The sequence below is a fragment of the Sporosarcina sp. NCCP-2716 genome (genome assembly GCF_023707985.1).
In the GTDB taxonomy this organism is placed as follows: Bacteria; Bacillota; Bacilli; order Bacillales_A; family Planococcaceae; genus Sporosarcina.
Genome location: NZ_BRCF01000001.1, coordinates 121967 through 139928, shown reverse-complemented (window position 1 = coordinate 139928; position 17962 = coordinate 121967). Strand labels below are relative to the sequence as shown.

Below are 17962 nucleotides of genomic sequence, written 5' to 3'. Positions count from 1 at the left end.
CGGAAATAACGCCAAAGAGCGCGATATGATACACTTGAGCAAGCAACCGCAGTTACAAAAAGGAGGAACCCGTTTGGCCGGCAAGAAAACACCTATCGCAATCTATATTCTCATGTTCAATATGTTCATCACCATGTCCGGCATCGGACTCATCATCCCGATCATGCCCGATTATCTGGCGACGTTCGGGGTCGCCGGCGCAGCACTCGGCTCGCTCATCGCCGTGTTTTCGTTTGCACAATTCATCTTCTCCCCGATATCCGGTTCCCTTTCCGACCGGCACGGCCGGAAGAAGATTATCATCTTCGGCCTTCTCCTGTACGGACTGTCGCAGCTCGCGTTCGGGATGTCCACACACTTGTGGATGCTGTTCGCCGCCCGCTTCTTCTCAGGGATCGGCTCTGCATTCCTCATCCCTCCGATGATGGCGTTCGTCGCCGACATCACTTCTTACGAAGGACGCGGACGCGGCATGGGGCTGCTCGGCGCGTCGATGTCCCTCGGTTTCATGATCGGACCGGGGATCGGCGGGTTCCTGTCGAAGTTCGGACTGCAGTTCCCATTCTACTTTGCAGCAGGAGCGGCTCTGTTCGCCGCTGTCATGTCCATGTACATCCTGCCGAACCCGGCGCCGGCCGCAACGGAAGAGGCCGGTCCGAAACAGGGGGGCAACCTGTTCCGGCAAATTGCGAGATCGGCCACTAAGCCGTACTTCGTCGTCCTGATCGTCATGTTCGTCTTCTCGTTCGGCCTGGCTAATTTCCAGTCGACCATCTCCCTCTATGTCGGCATCAAGTATGACTACACACCGCTGATGATCGCGGTCATCATTACGGTCGGCGGGTTCGTCGGTGTCATCATCCAGACGTTCGTCATCGAGCGGCTGTTCAAACGTTACGGTGAGATGCGTGTCATCCTCATCAACTTAGTCGCAGCAGCTATTTCGATGCTCGGCATCACGTTCGTCAACCAGTTCTGGTCGATCCTGCTCGTCGCGACGATCTTCTCGACAGCGACGGCACTGCTCCGGCCGGCCGTCAACACGCTCGTCTCCAAGCTCGCCGGGGACGAGCAGGGCTACGCCGCCGGTATGATGAATGCCTATATGAGTCTCGGCAACATGGTCGGCCCGGCGCTCGCCGGTTTCGTCTTCGACTGGAAGATGACAGCGCCTTATTTCCTCGGCACTGCCATCCTGCTCGCCTGTTTCGCCCTTGCCGCCACTTGGGCAAAACGGAATGCGGGGACGCTCTCTGCCACCCGTTCCAATTAAAAAAGTCCTGCTGCACCTTATCATAGGTGCGGCAGGACTTTTTCATCGTCTGCGCTGCTGTTTCAGCAGTTTGGAAATATTCGTATCCGGTTCGGCTTCCAGATCAGCCGCAGGCGATGCAGGTTTCGCTTTTGGCAGGATCCTGCTGAAGCGGCGCAGCGTAATATCCGCGAAAAAGAACAGGAGCGCCGCGAACAGGAGCCAGGCGGTCACCGTACGTTCGTCATGGCTTTTGTACGGATGCGCCCGGAACATCTCTTTCGGGTCAGTGAGCAATCTGCCGCCCGTCTGATCCGTCAGCTGTTTCAGCAGCGCCATGTCCGTCTTGCCCGGCCGGTATTCATCTCCATACGGCACCGTGACACCGGTTTCGAAAAAGGCGCCCTGGTCATCCTTGACCCCCAGGTACACGAGCCCCGGTTCTGTATCGAGTGTGACTGTAACTTTACCCGGCGCCGTCTGTTCTTCCGTCACCTCGATCTCTTTGCCATCTTCCGTTACGGCGGTCACTTCGAGGAACGCGGATTTGCCGCCTTCATCCGAAATGGTGAACGTTCCTCCCGCCCCCTGCGTCACGGTGAACGGAGCTGAACTGTAGGATGGCAGGATCCGTTTCAGGGCCGTCTGCCAGAAATCGGGATAACGGTCCCACGCAGCGAGCCCGCCCGACCACTTGCCGGACGAATCGGACGTGAAGGCAGCGGTGCGGCCGAGGCCGTATTTCCATTCGGCTAGGATCGGATCGCCTTTCGGACTCTTTCCTGCTGTATCAGCCGTCTGCTTAACGCTCGTCGCGATATAGGCGTTCATCTGCGGGACACCTCCCGCGAACAGTTCGTTCCAGTCCGCGATACCGCCGAGCTGCATGTAGAACGGATCGTCTTCGATGTACGTCCTCGTCATCGTGATCGTTTCCCGCGACAGGATTGCAGGAACGGTCGATTCGTCGGTCACGCCGTAATAACGGCCGCCTCCAGCTTCCGCCATTCCTTCCAGCAGCCGTTGGTCGGCGTCCGCTCCGATGCCAACGGTGGACAGCGTCGTGTTGGCAGACTTGCCTTCGGCGATCGTGTCGAGATAACCAGGAGGCATCGGGGACTGTCCGTCTGTCAGCAGGATGATGTGCTTGCGCTGAAGCTTCAGTTCCGCCAGATCCGCATACGCCTTTTCGACGGATGGAAAGATCATTGTCCCGCCTCCTGCCGAGACAGATAAAATCTTGGCGGTGACGTCTTCCTTATCTTCGAGCGGTGAAGCGGGCACGATTTCCCAGATCTGTTCATCGAAAGCGGTGAAGCCGAATGTATCCTGCTCCCTCAGCAGATCGACGGACCGCGCAGCCGCTTCCCGGGCAAGGGTGAGTTTGGACCCGCTCATGCTGCCGGAGCGGTCCATGACGATCACCAGACCGAGCGAAGGCAGTTCTTCCTTCCCTTTCACTTCCATTTCGACCGGCAGGAGCTTTTCGACAGGGGTCTTGAAGTAGCCGCCGAGACCGAAACTGTTTTCCCCGCCGGTCATCAGGAAGCCGGTTCCGAAGTTTTTGACCGCCTGTTCGATCAGCCCCATCTTCTCCTCCCCGACGAGCGTGCCCGGCACATTGTCGAAAATGATAGCACTGTACGGCATGTATCCCGTCAGTGTGGCAGGCAGCTCTTCCGCTTTCATCGCCGTCACCTGAACCGCACTGGAATCGAGCAGGCCGGGAATGACCGATGGATCGTCCTCCGTTTCGACGACGAGGACAGCCGGCTTGCCCTGTATCGAGACAGCGGCGAACAGCCGGTTGTTCTCGAGGAAATGATCATCATCCGCAACAAGTTTCGCTTCGTACTTGAGCAGCCCTGTACGATCGGTCTTGACCGGGTAGGTGAACTGGTTCACGCCCGGCACGAGCGTCACACGGTTTTCCCCGAGCAGCCGGTCGTCCTCATAGATCATCAGCGTGCCGTCCATCCGATCGGACGACTCGACTTCTACCGTCATGAGCTGCTGCTGTCCGGCATAGGCCGTACGGGGCAGTTCAAGTTTCGTCACGGCGGCATCCCGCACATCGGCATCCGGCAGCGCCAGTGCATCGATCTGGACGCGTCCGCCGGTCAATTTGCGCGTATAGGAACGGATATCCCCTTTCGTCTCCCTGCCGTCCGACAGCAGCACGATACGCGCAGCAAGCCGGCTGTCGGCTGCGGCAAGCGCGAGGGAGACGGCCTTCTCGATGTCCGTTTCACCGGGCTGCTGCATAACCCGGGGCTCGCCGGGATGCGGTATTGCATCCGACAGCGGTACATCCGTCCGGAAATCTCCGGCAAAGGAGTAGATGCCCGCGGACTGATGGTCTTTCCGATAACGGATGCCCGCGTCGATGAAACCGTCGATCTCTTTCGCAGAAGCTCCGGCTGAAGCGGACCGGTCGGCAACGATCAGAATCTGTTCCCTGTCATTCGGGAGCACGAGATACGGTGTCGCCAACGCACTGATCAGCAGTACGGATGCGGCTGTCCGGAACAGGAAGATGAGACGCGTCCTCCCCGATTTCCTGCCAGGAGTCTTCCAGGCGAATACGAGATAAGCGATCAGCGGCAGCAGAAGCAACAGCCAGAGCGGGTGTTCAATACGGATATCCACGGCGTCTCTGCACCTCCCATTCGGCAGTCATCAGAACTAAAAGAACTAAGACGAATGGCCAGACGATCGGCTTACGCGTTGTCGTCGTGCCCGTTGTACCGGCAAGTTTTCCGGCTGTGTAGGATTCCCCGGTGTTCACGGTGTGCTGCGAAGGCGCCAGCTGGACGGCCAGCAGCTTTTCAGCGGAGCCGTCAGCTGCCCGGTAGATCCCCGGACGCGCCGGTGCCTCAAGCGTATTCGCCGCTTCCGCAGTCGACAGATACTCACCTTCCATATCGTACAAGTCTGCGGGCGACGCCATGAGGACGGACTTCCGCTGCATCGGGGTGAATGTCCCGAGCGTCGCAGACTCTTCCGACAACGACTTCACGGCACTCCAGATGAACAGCGGGAATGTCGGCTGCAGCGGCCAGTCCGTCGCTTCCAGGTCAGCGAGGAAGATGAGGTCCCCCCTCGGCGAGCGCTGGATGAGCGGCGAATCCCCGATCCGGGCAAGGATTTCATACCCTTCGAATGGCGGATAGACCGATTCGACATACATCTCTTTCGGGGCGGCGACGGAGAACAGCGGATCGTCCGTGAAGCGGAGATCACCTTCTGCAGCCTCAGATTCAGCATCGACCCTGCCGATCAGCAGGACAGGACGGTCCCCTTCCGTCAGTGCATCCGACGACCGGGTGATCCGCAATGCATCTTTCGGTACACTGCGGTTCCCGTCATCTGTAATGATATCTTCCTGGATCGCTTCAACCGCCTTTCGCAGCAGTTCATGGAGTGACGGATCGACCGCGATGGCCCGGGGTTCGTTTCCGAGCAGGGCAAAGCTTACATTGTCAGCGGCATAATCATCCTTCGTCTGCAGTTCCGCCGACAAGGCCGCCGCATCTGTCTTCACGTCCTTGAACGCGATGGTCTCCTCTTCATCAGGTTCCCCCGATGTCGGCTTCTGGGCGAGCACCGTGCCGGTTGCTGCATCTTTCAATAAGACTGTCCCCGGCTGAGCCGTTTCGGAGTCACTCGAGAGTTTGACGATGGCCGTGACCGTACCGCCGCTCCGGACCGCTCCGAAACGGACGATGGACCGGTTGGCTGCCGGCCTGCTGTTCGCATGTACCTGCCAACTGACCCCTTCCGTCTCTTCCTTGAACTCGGAACGGTCGAACCGGTCCGTGAAAATATGGACTTCCGCGTTTTCCTCACCGAGCTGCGCACGGACGAGTTCGATCGCCTGCTGCATCGAAGGATCCGCGTAATTGACGCGGAGTTTATCCAATACGGCTGCTGCCTCGGAAGGGCTTTTCGCCTCCAGGGCGACCGCCGGCTCCTCGCCTGTCGTGATGATCGTGACCGGACGGTTTTCCTCCTCATCCAGCATCAGCTTCTTCATCGCTTCCCGGCTGCTGTCGAACAGAGACGTGCCTCCGGGTGACGCAAGCATGGCTGCGGAGCTGTCGACGACGAAGAAGAGCGGCACACCGCTGCTCCTGTCCTGCTTCAAATACGGGCCGAGCAGCAGCCAGACAAACAGCAGGAGCGCGAACAGCTGCAGGTAGAAGAGGCTGTTCCGCTGCAGGTTGCGGATGAACGGCGAGACGTGCTCCTCCTGACGGTCCGCCTGCCAGAACAGTACGGAGGAGACCGTCTTCGGCTGGAACCGTTTCCTGAACAAGTAATAGAGCAGGAGGGCCGCCGGGAAAACGAGTGTCCATAGATTATAAAGGCTGCTGAATCCCATCGGTGTCCCCCCTTTTCCGTATTACCGAACCCAACGCGCGTCCCTCATCTGCCTTGAGAATACATTCTCCGGCCCGGTCTGCGGTGACGTGAACAGGACATCCACGCCGTATTTCGCAGCACTTTCCAGCAGTTTCTTTTTGTGCTGCTCCGCTCTGTGCAAGTAAGCCTGCTCCGCAGAGGAAGTCATGGATACTTCCGCCTGCCGATCGTCTTCGCTGTCGACCAGCCTTAGATCACCGCTGAAGTCCGGATGCTGCTCAGCAGCTGACCGGACGACGATCAGCCTGACGTCCCGGCACCGTGCCGCAAGACTCCGGAACCAGTCGTGCAGCACATCATTCGGCTCGAGCGCATCGGTGATGATGAACAGCAGGGAGGTCCCGTGGGGGATGCCCGCCAGGCTGTCCGTAACGGCCCGGTTTCCGGAAGGCTCGTCAAAGGACGCAATCCTGGACGTCCAGGCCTTCGACTGTGCGGCACCTTTTCGTTTCACCGGTTTCTCCGCTGCGTCCGCCGTCCTGCTGATGGAGACGCCATCCCCGTTCTTCAATGCGATCTGCCCGAGGCCGATGGCGATCTGCTGCGCAAACGGCCATTTCCCTTCAAAATCCATCGACCGGCTCGCATCTAGCACGATATGAACGCGCAGCTCCTGTTCATCCAGAAACTGTTTGACGTAATATGTATCCGTCCGTGCGTAGACATTCCAGTCGATATGCCGGATGTCATCACCCGGATGGTACTCCTTGAAATCCGAGAACTCGAGTGAGGCACCTGTCTTCTTCGAAAGGTGGCCTCCTTTGTGATGTCCGAGCCTGCCGCCATACCGGACGAATGCCAGACGTCCGATGCGGGCAGCCAGACTTGGCGGGAACAGCAGCGTCATCAGCGGACCGCCTCCCTCCGCAGGTTTTCAAGCACATGATCGAGGAAGAGCTCCGGTGTAATGCCTTCCGCCTCTGCTTCATAATTGAGCTGGATCCGGTGCAAGAGTGCCGGTTTGGCCACTGTCCGCAAGTCTGCGATTGAAACGTGGATACGGCCCGCCAGGAATGCCCGCGCTTTCGCCAGGCGGATCATCGCCTGCAGGCCCCGCGGACCGCTCCCGAATTGGACATACCGAGCCCAGTCATTCCGGTCGCCCGCGTCCGGCTGCGTGTCCGTGACGAGCTGGACCGCATAATCGATCATCTCCTCTGCAATCACGATTTCCCTGACGAGTTCCTGGGCAGCCAGCACATCCGTATCGTTCATCACTTTCCTGATACGGACCGTTTCCGTCCCCGTCGTCCTCCGGATGATTTCTTTCAGCTCCTGACCAGTCGGGTGCTGCAAGATGATCTTGCACAGGAACCGGTCCAGCTGCGCTTCCGGCAGCGGATAGGTCCCCTCCAGGTCGATCGGGTTCTGTGTCGCGAGGACAAAGAAAGGAGCGGCCATCGGATAAGTCTCCCCGAGGACGGTCACAGTCTTCTCCCCCATCGCTTCCAGCAGGGCACTCTGGGTTTTCGGCGTCGCCCGGTTGATCTCATCGGCGAGGACGAGCTGGCTGAACAGCGGCCCTTCGCGGAACGAAAACTGCTGCCGTCCGTCATCCCCCCGCTCAAGTAAAGTCGTTCCTGTAATATCGGACGGCATCAGGTCAGGCGTGAATTGGATCCGTTTGAATGACAGATCGAGCACTTCGCTGATCGTCCGGATAAGCATCGTCTTGCCGAGACCCGGCGCCCCTTCCAGCAGCGCATGCCCTCCTGCCAGGATCGACAGCAGGGAATAGTCGACCGCTTCCTGCTGGCCGACGATGAATTTCCCGATTTCCTCCTTCACCTCCGCCATCCGGCTGCTCATTTCTTCAAAACGTTCAAGAGATGCAGTCATTCCCTCTTCCCCCTTCCGTGTATCATTCAATCGAAGAAAAATAATCGGTCACGATCTTTTCAAGCTCCGGTGACAACGGCAGCTGTTCCGTCTGTTTCAAATACGAGTCCTTATACTGCCCGACCACTTCTTCGTATGGCCGGACCGTCCCTTTCCGGGTATCCGTCTTCTTGTCCGTCGATTGGGCGGCGTCCCCTTTTCCGAGCTGTCCGCCGTCCGTCACTGAACTGCCCGGCTTTCCGAGCCGGTCGCCGGGTATTGCAAGAAGGTTCCTGCCGCCAGATCCGGTACCGGCTCCTGAGCCCTGGCCGGAGCCTTGACCCTGACCCGATCCCTGGCCATTGCCGGAGCCTTGACCCTGTCCCGATCCCTGGCCATTGCCGGATCCTTGACTCTGACCCGATCCCTGACCATTGCCGGAGCCTTGACCCTGACCCGATCCCTGACCGTTGCCGGATCCTTGGCCCTGACCTGAACTCTGTCCGTTACCGGAACCTTGGCTCTGGCCGCTCCCCGGCTGACTGCTGTTCCCCGAGCCGGGCTTCTGGCCCGATGATTGCCCGATCCCCTGGCCTTGGCTCCCCGTCCCTTGTGTCCCGGACGGCTTGCCGCTGCCTGCGCCGGGAGAATTGCTGCCGCCCGTCTGTGATCCGCCGGACTGGCTGCTGCCTGATCCGTCTGAACCGGCATTGCCGTTCTGATCACCATTCTGATCTCCGTTCTGAGCACCGGCTGCCAGCTGGGGAAGTGACGGTGCCTTCCCTATGCTTGCGAGATCCCTGTACGCCCTGTCTCCCGCATCAGCCAGCCCGGATGTGATCTGCTGCAGCTCTTTCAGCTCCCCCGCTTCTCCGCTTGTCAGCTGTCCGGCTTCACCAGCGCCTGCACCTGCGGCTTTTTTGTTATTCAGCTGCTGCTGGCGGTGTTTCAGTTCTTTCTGGGTTTTGATGAATTCCTTCAGCGCCTGCTCGGACGTCTGCGGCTTCTTCAAGTCCCCGGCGAGCGCTTCCAGTTTCTTTTTCACTTGAGGCGCCGCCGCTTTCTCCGCCATCTTTTCCGCCTGTTTCTTCAGCTCGGCGACGACCTTCTTCTCGGCCGCCGAGTCACGCGCTTCCTGCTGTGCAGGTGACGGGAACAGATTCAGCAGGAGAAGGAGGACGGCCGCCGCTGCTGTCGCGCCTGCAACTCTCCAGTCGGGCTTCAGCTTCTTGCGCCTTGAGAAAAGATGCAGCGCGGCTTCGAGGCGTAAAATGACGCGTTCGGTCAATAAACTGCCGAACGGTGAGTCCTGTACAACCGGATCGAGTGCTGTCACGAGCAGATTATCCGGCAAATACCGGTCGAGCGCCCGGACCGCCTGTTTCGTCGTGACCCGTTTCCGGACCATCAGAACGGCGGCAAGCACTCCTGCAGAACAAGCAAGCACCAGTGCATACATTCCGTATCCGGGGAAGACGAACAGCCTCGACAGGATGACGACGGCAAGGGCGCTTGCGAGCATCCACAGCAGTCCTTTAGGGCCTTCTGTGACAAATTGCTCGAACCGGAGACTTCTTCTCACTTTCTTCACGGCACGGTCGAGCTGGTTCCGCTTATTCTCCTGCTGTGCCATCATGCTCCCTCCTTACTTCCGTTTCTTCATGTTGACCCGGAGACGTTTCGATGCCAGCCAGATCGACAAGACGGCGATCAGCCCATAGAAGAGCACATAGCCGATCCATAACGGGAAGTGCACTTGTGTCATCTCTTCGATGCCCATGCCGATATCGCTCGATAGCAGGGACGCGAAGAAGATTTCCGGATTGACGGAAGCGAGGAAATGGCCGATGTACGATTTCCCCGCTATCCCTGTACCTCCGGCGCCCATCTGTTTGATCTGCACGATGATCAGGAACAGGAACGGGATCACTGCCGTGAAGAACAGCATGCTGCCGTACGTCGCGATCATCGATACCGTCGTCTTCCGGATGAGCGTCGAGAACAGGACACCGAGACTGCCGATCGACAGCAGGGTGATGAACAGGAACAGCAGCGATTTCATCAGAAGCACTGGTGAAATCCCACCGAACAGGAACACCAGGCTGTAGATCGGGAGCCCTGCGACGATGAGCAGCAGCAGGAACAGCACGGACGACAGCAGTTTCCCCGAAATGATTTGGAACGAGCTCTGGGACGTCGTCAGCAGCATGGGCAGCGTCTGGCGCTCCCGTTCCCCGCTGATCGTGCCAGCTGTCAGCCCGGGGGTGATGAACAGCACGAGCCCGAGCTGGATGAACGTCAGGAACGAAAACAGCATGACACTTTCCGACGGTTTGAAATAGATCGTGCCCGACAGGCTCGTCGTCGTGTAGATAAAACCGAAAACGAAGAGGCACATCGCCGTCAAATATAGGAAAACCCCGACGAAGCTTTTCGGACTGCGGAAGCGGAGTTTCACTTCTTTGGCGAGTACCGGATTAGTCAGCTTGGCTTTCACGATGATCGGCTCCTTTCGTTATCTGCATGAAGACGTCTTCGAGATCCGCTGAATCTTCCGAGAAGGAGACGATCCGAATGCCTGCCAGGACGGCCGACCGAAGCAGCTGGAACTGATCGGCATCTTCGCCTTTGAACGTGAAGGACAGCTGACCTGTTTCTGCACCGAGGGAGATATTGGAGACGAAAGGACTCTCCTCGAACACCGGGACGGCCGCGGAACGATCCCCCGCCACCCGGACGGTGATCGTCTTGTCGCCCGCGAGCTGCGCCTGTATCTCAGGGACGGACCCGTGCGCTATCAGCCTGCCGCTGTCAATGACGCCGATTTCGTCGCACATCTCCGCGAGTTCCGGCAAGATGTGGGAAGAAATCAGGATCGTCTTGCCCATCGATTTCAGCGACCGCAGTATATCCCGCATCTCGACGCGCGCACGCGGATCGAGACCCGATGCCGGTTCATCCAGAATGAGCACTTTCGGGTCGTGGATCAGACTTCTCGCAAGGCAGAGCCGCTGTTTCATTCCCCTCGAAAGTGAATCGACGTACGTGTCCCGTTTGTCGGACAGGTTCACGAGCTCCAGCAGATCGGTGATGAGCCGCTCCCGTTCCGCCGGCGGAATCCCGTAGCTTGCGCCGTAGAAATCCAAGTACTCATGCGCTTTCAGCTGGTCATAGATGCCGAAGAAATCCGGCATGTAGCCGATCCGTCTGCGGATTTCCTCGGGCTGCTTCGTAATATCGATGCCGTCGATGACGACCGTGCCGGAAGTCGGCTGCAGCAAGGTCGACAAAATGAGGAATGTCGTCGATTTCCCAGCTCCATTCGCCCCGACAAATCCGAACACCGTCCCTTCTGGCAGCGTGAGTGTCAGGTGATCAAGAGCAGTGAAGTTCCCATACTTTTTCGTTAAATCCGTAATCTGTATCATTTTGCAGCCTCCCCTGTCAGACGGAGTTCCGGCGGATGTACAGGGTCTCCGGCCTGGTTGTCGGTCACCGCCAGTTTGACCGTTACTTTTCCTTCTTTTGACACATAATCACCCGCTGGTTCAGCAGTCAGCGTGCTTTTCCCTTCAAGCGGTTCATACTCGCCTGATACTATATTCAGGATACTGACCTCATAGCGGGCTGAGTCCGTTCCGAGCAGCTGGAGACTGCTCCATCCCGTCACTTCCTTCACAAAGTTTTCAGGAAGCTGCCATGTCTGTGTGTATTCGTCTTCGTAGAAGAAATATTCCTTAGTCGTTTCATCCAGCAGATCGGCGGGCTGGCCGGTGACGGACAGCAGTTCCATCTGCATCGCTTCACTGTCGATCTTCACCGATCCCGACAGCACGGTTTCGATATCGACCGGCTGCAGGACGATGGACAGCGGTGAGGAGGAAGCTTTCCTGCCGTTCAGTGCAAGCTCCATGATCTGGGTACCGGTGACCCCTGCGAGAACCGGCTTAAGTGAGCTGTTCAAGTGCGTTGCGGAAAACTCCAGGAGCCCTTCCTTCCTGCTCTCCATCAGATCCTCCTGACTGGCCGCCATCTGGCCCATGGAGCCCATCTGGAAGGAGGATCTCCCGCCGAGGACGCTTGCTTTGATCTCCTTCTTGACGGAGATCGTCTCTCCTGCCGCAACGGCACCGAGGGAGATCTTCTTGCTGCCGGTCAGCAGGAGGACGTCATCCAAGGCGAACGGGAATGTGTTCGTCACTGTGCCGGTCAGCAGGCCTTCTTTGAATGTCAGGTCCGTATCGAAGCTGCCTGCGCTTTCCATCTCGGTCCGGCCGTAGAAGGAGGCGACGTTCCAAAATCCTAGATTCCGGTACGTCAGCAATTCTTCGGAGGTGCCCTTTTCGACGACCGCCCTGTCATGCGCACGGCCGTTGCCGCCGAAGACATTCGTCATGGATGAACTCACAAGGACGGTGCTCGGTTTCTGTACCCCAAAGGAGAACTCACCGCTTTTGTCCGTCAGCAGGGATTCGACGTAATAACCGGATAACCGGCTGTCCGGCCCCACTTCATAGATAGCGGAATGCTGGAGCTGCGATTTCCCAAGACGGTCCTTGGCCCCGTAAGCGAAGATGGCGATGGATACTGCGACCGCAGCGGCCGGGATGATCCACCACGCATGCTCCCGCTTATCCTTTTTCCGTAAAAATACATAGAGGACCGGGATGGCCATGAAGAGATAGATCAGGATGAAACCCGCCAGCAGCGGCGCGGACACTTTGAAGGACGGGAACAGCTCATTCGTCTGTGCGACCGACCACGACAGGTCATCCGCCGGACTGGAATAATACGGCTGCACCGGACGCTGCGCCGTCAGCATCCCGCTCGTTTTCAGCAGATCCGACCAGAAGCGTTTCGCTCCGATCGCCGAGCGGAATGCGTCGCTTCCGATCGTGAAGGAAGTCTGGACGACAATCCCGTCGTTGACAGGACGTGCAGCCGCAAGGATCACACCGTCCGTTTCGGCGACGGCTTTTGCGTCTGCAGCAAGGGCGGAACCGTACCCGGGAACCGGATCCTTGAACTTGTCATTGAACAGCTTGGGCGGCAGTTCCTTGGCCGATGATAATTCCAACGGCAAATACTCCCGGAAAACACCTGCTTCAGCAGCCGCGTTATCGGAAGCGCCGAGCAGCAGGATCCCGCCGCTCTTCACCCATTCAAGCATCGCGTCCTGCTGGGCGGCTGTCAGATCGGCTACTGCAAACCGGTCGGCAGCGACGATATCCACCGCTCCCCAGCCTGCAGCTTCACTTGGCAGAGGAGCTGCATCCCCTTTTGACAGGTTCAGCAATTCCATGCCCTGGAAGCCTGTCAGCTGAATGTCCTTCAAAGACGACAGCCGGTCGATATTGTCCGCAAGACCCGCGACGAAAAGGGTCTCACGCGGAAAGGACATGGACGTCACGAGCTGGGTGCCGGAGTGGGCGATCTCCTTCCCGCTCTTCCAGCCGTTTTCATACAGGAAGACGTTTTTCTTCACTTGGCCGCCGTACATGTTCGGGTCTTCCAGGGACTCGACGATCATCGAGACGGTCTGTTTCTCCCCTTGCCCGACAGTGACCGGCACCACGCGGCCTGCACCTGACGACTGGCCCGCCGTCGTGTCGAAGACCAGGTCGCCGGTAAAGGAACTGCCTTTGTTTTCAATGGTGAAGACGACCGGTGCGCCTTCCCCGTCTTTCGTTTTGCTGTCCAGTCCTGCTGAAACTGAAATAGATAAATCCGGCACTGCCAATGCCTGACGTGCGGGTATCAGCAGAACCATTAGAAATACAGCCGTCAGCAGCCGTCCAAAAACCTTCCATGCGTGCATCCTTCTCATCGCCTCGCTTTCTGACTTGTTTGTGTGATAATAGTTAGTACGTGTAAATCTGGTAAAAGTTGCACTATTCAAGCAATGTGGAACCTTTTCGCAGCATGTCCGCGTGTTCTTCGATAACCGATGTGAACGCCTGTACCTGTTTCAGGCCGAAAATCGACTCATACCCGATCAGATACGTATCGCGCGTCAATTCGAATTCCGCTTCACTGTTCAGCAGGGGAATCTTATTCACCTGCTCATCGCCCCGCAGCGTGATGGACGGCAGGATGGCGTAGCCGATGCCGTTTAGGGCAAGCTGGCGGCATGTCTCCATCTGATCTACCGTCAGCTGTCGTCCCGGCTTCCTCGAAAAATGTTTCTGCCACCATTGCTGAATTTCCATGTAGTAGTTCGAATCGCTCTTGAACTGGATGTACGGACGATCTGTATCTTTCAGCTGATCAATCGACGTTATTTCCTGATCCACGAGATAGAGCTGGTCGCGGAACAGATACGTCCGCCGGCTGTTCCATTCCACTTCTCCCCGCACTATGCCGACATGGGCCTCGCCTTCATAGAGCGCCCGCAGGATCTCCGACGTCCAGCCGGTCATGAGCGAAATCTTCGCATCGGGATACCGCTTGACGAAGTCCTTCAGCACTTCCGGCAGCCATGTCTGTCCGACAATCGATGCACAAGCGATGTTCAGCGTCCCGTGCACCCGGTCCGCAAGCGAAGCGATCCGCTCCAGCGTCTCCTCCTTTTTCTGCACGATCTCCTTCGCATAGTCGATGACGAGCTCCCCGGCAGCCGTCGGCACAAGCCCTTTCTGCGACCGGACGAACAGCTTGGCACCCCACTCCTTCTCAATCGACTGCAACCGCTGGGACAATGCCGGCTGGGAGATGAACAGCCGGTCCGCCGCTTTCCGCATATTCCCTTCCTCCGCCAGCATCTTAATAATCTCCGAAGTATTCATACGCCTCTTCCTCTCATCTGTCACTCTATTAAAAAAGAGGCTCTTCATGGAAAAAGAGCCTCTTCAGATCAGCCGGACCGTGACCCGGCAATGATATTATTTTGCACTGTATACATACTTCTTGAATTGTTTCAGCATCACCCGGCGTGTCAGGATCCCGGCGAACGTGCCGTCATCTTCCGTCACACAAAGGAACGTATGGTTGATGAGCAGATCCAGCCCTTTCTGGAAACGGTCCGTCGTCCGGATCACGGGCAGATCGGTCTGCATGATCCCATCGACCTTCAGCTCCGACAGCCGCTCATATTCAATTCGCTCAAGGCCGAGGATGGCGTCCGTAATCATCCCGATACCGAGCAGCCCCTGCAGCTTATACTTTGCATCGAGCACAGGAATCGCCGAGTAACCTGTCTTGGTCAGCACGAGCAGCGCGTGCTCCGCATTGTTGCCGATCTGCACGTGAGCCACTTTATCAGCAGGGATCAAATAATCGGAAATCGGCATCACTAAAAATTCATTATTGTTCAAAGCAACCAATGTAAACCGCTCCTCCAGCAGCAACTTGTACCCTTCCATGCTGCTTCTCTACTATATCACAGAGCCGTCTGAAAAATGAAGGAAGGCCGTAAAACAACTGGGAATTTTTTCTCACAAAAAAAGCCTCTTGGTTAGTAAGAGGCCCAGTAGTACATAATAATAATCCCGACGAACAGAGCGGCAACAAGAATCACCCACAAGATCGGGTTCAGCGTGAACGGGTGATCCTCGATCGGCTCGGCCACGCTGCGGTCCTGCCGGTTCAGCACCCCTTCCGGATTATACGCCGGCTTTTTCAACACCGAGAACAGACCGATCAGGACGATGACCGCGATGACGACTGCAATCGGAACCATCCATATATCGAACAACGCCTACACTCCTTCCGCACGCAGCAGTATTGAAGGCTGCCTGCATCGTTAGCGTGTGCAGTCGCCAGGAAACTAACCGTCAGAACGGAAATTGGTTCAGCCATTGCCCGCCATCGAGCGTCACGATCTCCCCGTTCATGTAAGATGCTTTGTCGGACATGATGAACGCTGCAAGCTCGGCGATCTCTTCCGGCCGGCCGACCCGGCCGAGCGGTACCGACTCGATCGTGCGCTGCGCCGCCTCTTCGGACTGGAACAGCTTTTCGGCGCCGCCTGTCCGCTCGATCGGTCCCGGAGCGATCCCGTTGACCCGCACGCCGTATTTCCGGCCCCATTCGACTGCGAGCGTGCGGGTCAGTGACATGACGCCCGCTTTCGCCGCCGCCGAATGGACGACACCAGGTCCGGCATCCCACGCATAGGTAGCCAGCATATTGAGGATCGCCCCTTTCTGCCCTTTCTCTTTCCAATAGTTCATGACCGCGCTCGAACAGTAGAACGTCCCATTCAGTACGATATCGATGACCGATTTCCAGCCGTTCGGCGACAGGTCCTCCGCATGGACGAGGAAATTCCCAGCGGCATTATTGACAAGGCCGTCAATCCTCCCGAATGTCTCGTCCGCATACCGGATCATCGCTTCGATCGTCTCCAGCTGGCGCACGTCCATCTGGAACGGATAGGCATTGTCCCCGATCTCTTTTTTTGCAGCTGCCAGCTTCTCTTCGTCCCTGCCCGTGATGATGACCTTCGCTCCATCATCCGCAAACTTTTTCGCCATATATTTCCCCATTCCATTCGAACCGCCCGTCACGATGATGACTTTCTGGTCTGTCATATGAATTCCCCCTTATGATGAATGAATGTTCATTCAAACTTTACCACAATTCAGATAATCTTTCATCTGTCTCATCTGTTTTCATAGTTTACGCGATAATTTCCCTGTTCCCGCCATTTGTATGTACTTCTCGCTGAAATCCTAGTACAATACTGTCAACTTGTCATTTTCGAGTAAAAAGGGAAAGGAGGGGATTCTTTGACAGAACGAGCCGCACTCCGCGACTTGGCGGTGGCGATCTATACGGTGAACCGCCACGCGAAGACAGCGCCGGATAACCGCCCGCTGTACCAGCTGAAGAAACAATCGATCGACAAACTGCTGCAATCTGGCGATGCGGAGAAAGTCGGTCTGCATTTTGTGGAGAATCCGAGGTTCAGCAAGCAGCATTCCACCGTCCTTGTCCGCTGCGGAGATTTCCTGTTCCACACGCTGCCGGAAAAAGAGGACTTCGCCAAGCTCCCGCATCTCGGTGAGCAGGACATGCAGTTCAGGAACCCCCAGGAGCGGATGAGCCTGAAGGCGGCCCGCGACCTGCTGACGGCTTTTACAGGAGGCGCCGGCGAAAAACCGGTCCAGGCCGCTCCGAAACCGCAGCTTCAGAAGAAAAAACGTGTGACGAATACAGACTCGTTCCGCTCCTCCTACTTGGACGGAAAACGGTAAAGGACATGCCCGCGGGCATGTCCTTTTTTTCACTCGTAATACTTGAACAGCACTTGGGTCCCTTTGTCGCTGAATCCCTGATTGCTCAAGTCTTCGTACAGGCTGATCGCAAGCTCGAGCCCCGGCAGCGGAAGCTCCATCGCTTTTGCCTCTTCGAGTGCGATGTGCAGATCCTTCAGGAAGTGCTTCGTGTAGAAACCGGGTTCGAAATTGCCTGCGAGCATGCGCGGCCCGAGATTGGACAGCGACCAGGAGCCCGCCGCCCCCGTAGCGATCGATTCGAGAACCTTCTCTGCGTCGAGTCCCGCTTTTTGAGCGTACGCCAGCGCTTCACAAACTCCGATAATGTTCGTCGCGATTGCGAGCTGATTGCTCATTTTCGTATGCTGGCCCGCCCCGGCCGGCCCCTGCAGCATGACACGGCTGCCGAACACGTCGAAGACCGGCTTCACTTGTTCGAACACCGCTTCTTCTCCTCCGCACATGATCGACAGCGTGCCGTTGCGCGCGCCGACGTCTCCGCCGGAAACAGGCGCGTCCAACGACTTCATGCCTTTCTCTTCAGCGGCTGTTTCGATCCGTTTCGCGAGCGCCGGACTCGAAGTCGTCATATCCACCAGCACTTGTCCTGCTGAACCGGTCGCCAGGATACCGTCTTGCCCGAAATACACTTCCTCCACGTCCGACGGATAGCCGACCATCGTGAACACGATATCCGCTCCGCGGACAGCATCCTGTACTGCAGGCGCCCATCCGGCCCCTGCTTCCAGAAGCGGTTCGGCTTTCGCTTTCGTACGAGTGAAGACGGTGACCGCATGTCCCGCCGTCAGCAAATGACGGACGATGCTCGCCCCCATGACCCCTGTTCCGATGAACCCGATCTTATATGTCATCCCCATTACCCCTTTCGATACTTTCCCCACTATCATACCGTATCTTCCGCGATTTTTCCGCACGCGGGAATGTTTGTGAGTGACAGCGGTTGTGATCTGCACTGGCGGGGATGCGTGGAATGATTTTTAGTGACCGAGGATGCCGGGAGAGCGCAGTGCAGGGCGGTAAGGACGCGGACTAGTGACCGGTGATGCCGGGAGAGCATGCTCGCGGGTAATAAAAACGCCGCCTAGTGACCGGAGGTGCATTAAATACATGCTTTCGGTCACTAAGAGCACTCCTTAGTGACCGACGTCGCTCTAAATGCACCATCCCAGGCAATACGAACTCCCCTTACTGACCGGTGATACCCCAAATTCACTTCCTCGGTCACTAA

General features: G+C 57.4%; 15 protein-coding genes. 2 read left to right on the top strand and 13 right to left on the bottom strand.

The window, feature by feature from the left end:
• Nucleotides 1-73 precede the first annotated feature (73 nt).
• Nucleotides 74-1273: an MFS transporter gene (locus NFU03_RS00710; RefSeq protein ID WP_398289485.1), complete on the top strand. Its 1200-nt coding sequence runs from the start codon at nt 74-76 to the stop codon at nt 1271-1273.
• Nucleotides 1274-1315: 42 nt separating this feature from the next.
• On the opposite strand, the gene NFU03_RS00705 is transcribed toward NFU03_RS00710, so the two are convergent.
• From NFU03_RS00705 to fadH, 12 genes are all read right to left on the bottom strand, one after another.
• Entirely contained in the window at nt 1316-3901 is a 2586-nt protein-coding gene (locus NFU03_RS00705) for a VWA domain-containing protein (protein ID WP_251635229.1), read from the bottom strand.
• Nucleotides 3885-5636 carry a vWA domain-containing protein gene (locus NFU03_RS00700; RefSeq protein WP_251635227.1) on the bottom strand — a complete coding sequence of 584 codons (1752 nt, stop codon included), beginning with the start codon at nt 5634-5636 and terminating at the stop codon, nt 3885-3887. The genes NFU03_RS00705 and NFU03_RS00700 overlap by 17 nt, the downstream gene beginning before the upstream one ends.
• 21 nt (nt 5637-5657) lie before the next feature.
• Nucleotides 5658-6524, bottom strand: coding sequence for a DUF58 domain-containing protein (locus NFU03_RS00695; RefSeq protein ID WP_251635225.1), 867 nt, complete (start codon nt 6522-6524; stop codon nt 5658-5660).
• Nucleotides 6524-7516 carry an AAA family ATPase gene (locus tag NFU03_RS00690; RefSeq protein WP_251635223.1) on the bottom strand — a complete coding sequence of 331 codons (993 nt, stop codon included), beginning with the start codon at nt 7514-7516 and terminating at the stop codon, nt 6524-6526. The genes NFU03_RS00695 and NFU03_RS00690 overlap by 1 nt, the downstream gene beginning before the upstream one ends.
• A gap of 22 nt (nt 7517-7538) precedes the next feature.
• Entirely contained in the window at nt 7539-9128 is a 1590-nt protein-coding gene (locus NFU03_RS00685) for a hypothetical protein (protein WP_251635221.1), read from the bottom strand.
• 12 nt (nt 9129-9140) lie between these two features.
• Nucleotides 9141-9992, bottom strand: coding sequence for an ABC transporter permease (locus NFU03_RS00680; RefSeq protein WP_251635220.1), 852 nt, complete (start codon nt 9990-9992; stop codon nt 9141-9143).
• On the bottom strand, nt 9973-10923 hold the full coding sequence (locus tag NFU03_RS00675) for an ABC transporter ATP-binding protein (RefSeq protein ID WP_251635219.1): 951 nt from the start codon (nt 10921-10923) through the stop codon (nt 9973-9975). Before NFU03_RS00675 ends, NFU03_RS00680 begins: the two co-directional genes overlap by 20 nt.
• Nucleotides 10920-13313 carry a hypothetical protein gene (locus tag NFU03_RS00670; RefSeq protein WP_251635218.1) on the bottom strand — a complete coding sequence of 798 codons (2394 nt, stop codon included), beginning with the start codon at nt 13311-13313 and terminating at the stop codon, nt 10920-10922. Before NFU03_RS00670 ends, NFU03_RS00675 begins: the two co-directional genes overlap by 4 nt.
• A 73-nt stretch (nt 13314-13386) precedes the next feature.
• Nucleotides 13387-14280 carry a transcriptional regulator CcpC gene (locus NFU03_RS00665; RefSeq protein ID WP_251635217.1) on the bottom strand — a complete coding sequence of 298 codons (894 nt, stop codon included), beginning with the start codon at nt 14278-14280 and terminating at the stop codon, nt 13387-13389.
• Between the two features lie 96 nt (nt 14281-14376).
• Nucleotides 14377-14817 carry a cyclic-di-AMP-binding protein CbpB gene (gene cbpB / locus NFU03_RS00660; protein ID WP_251636193.1) on the bottom strand — a complete coding sequence of 147 codons (441 nt, stop codon included), beginning with the start codon at nt 14815-14817 and terminating at the stop codon, nt 14377-14379.
• Between the two features lie 131 nt (nt 14818-14948).
• Nucleotides 14949-15188, bottom strand: coding sequence for a hypothetical protein (locus NFU03_RS00655; RefSeq protein WP_251635216.1), 240 nt, complete (start codon nt 15186-15188; stop codon nt 14949-14951).
• Nucleotides 15189-15267: 79 nt separating this feature from the next.
• Nucleotides 15268-16026 (bottom strand): 2,4-dienoyl-CoA reductase, encoded by a 759-nt coding sequence (gene fadH, locus NFU03_RS00650; RefSeq protein WP_251635215.1) that lies wholly within the window; start codon nt 16024-16026, stop codon nt 15268-15270.
• Between the two features lie 198 nt (nt 16027-16224).
• Here fadH and NFU03_RS00645 point away from each other — a divergent pair, with 198 nt between their 5' ends.
• Nucleotides 16225-16692, top strand: a complete 468-nt coding sequence (locus NFU03_RS00645) for a YkyB family protein (protein WP_251635214.1) — start codon at nt 16225-16227, stop codon at nt 16690-16692.
• A 29-nt stretch (nt 16693-16721) separates the two neighbouring features.
• Here NFU03_RS00645 and NFU03_RS00640 read toward each other — a convergent pair whose 3' ends face one another.
• Nucleotides 16722-17585, bottom strand: coding sequence for an NAD(P)-dependent oxidoreductase (locus tag NFU03_RS00640; protein ID WP_251635213.1), 864 nt, complete (start codon nt 17583-17585; stop codon nt 16722-16724).
• Nucleotides 17586-17962 lie beyond the last annotated feature (377 nt).

Excerpts from the sequence above, each read along its gene's own strand:
- fadH (WP_251635215.1), bottom strand. The coding sequence starts at position 16,026 with ATGACAGACCAGAAAGTCATCATCGTGACGGGCGGTTCGAATGGAATG.
- NFU03_RS00690 (WP_251635223.1), bottom strand. The coding sequence starts at position 7,516 with ATGACTGCATCTCTTGAACGTTTTGAAGAAATGAGCAGCCGGATGGCG.
- NFU03_RS00685 (WP_251635221.1), bottom strand. The coding sequence starts at position 9,128 with ATGGCACAGCAGGAGAATAAGCGGAACCAGCTCGACCGTGCCGTGAAG.
- NFU03_RS00700 (WP_251635227.1), bottom strand. The coding sequence starts at position 5,636 with ATGGGATTCAGCAGCCTTTATAATCTATGGACACTCGTTTTCCCGGCG.
- NFU03_RS00665 (WP_251635217.1), bottom strand. The coding sequence starts at position 14,280 with ATGAATACTTCGGAGATTATTAAGATGCTGGCGGAGGAAGGGAATATG.
- NFU03_RS00670 (WP_251635218.1), bottom strand. The coding sequence starts at position 13,313 with ATGCACGCATGGAAGGTTTTTGGACGGCTGCTGACGGCTGTATTTCTA.
- NFU03_RS00675 (WP_251635219.1), bottom strand. The coding sequence starts at position 10,923 with ATGATACAGATTACGGATTTAACGAAAAAGTATGGGAACTTCACTGCT.
- NFU03_RS00695 (WP_251635225.1), bottom strand. The coding sequence starts at position 6,524 with ATGACGCTGCTGTTCCCGCCAAGTCTGGCTGCCCGCATCGGACGTCTG.
- NFU03_RS00640 (WP_251635213.1), bottom strand. The coding sequence starts at position 17,585 with ATGACATATAAGATCGGGTTCATCGGAACAGGGGTCATGGGGGCGAGC.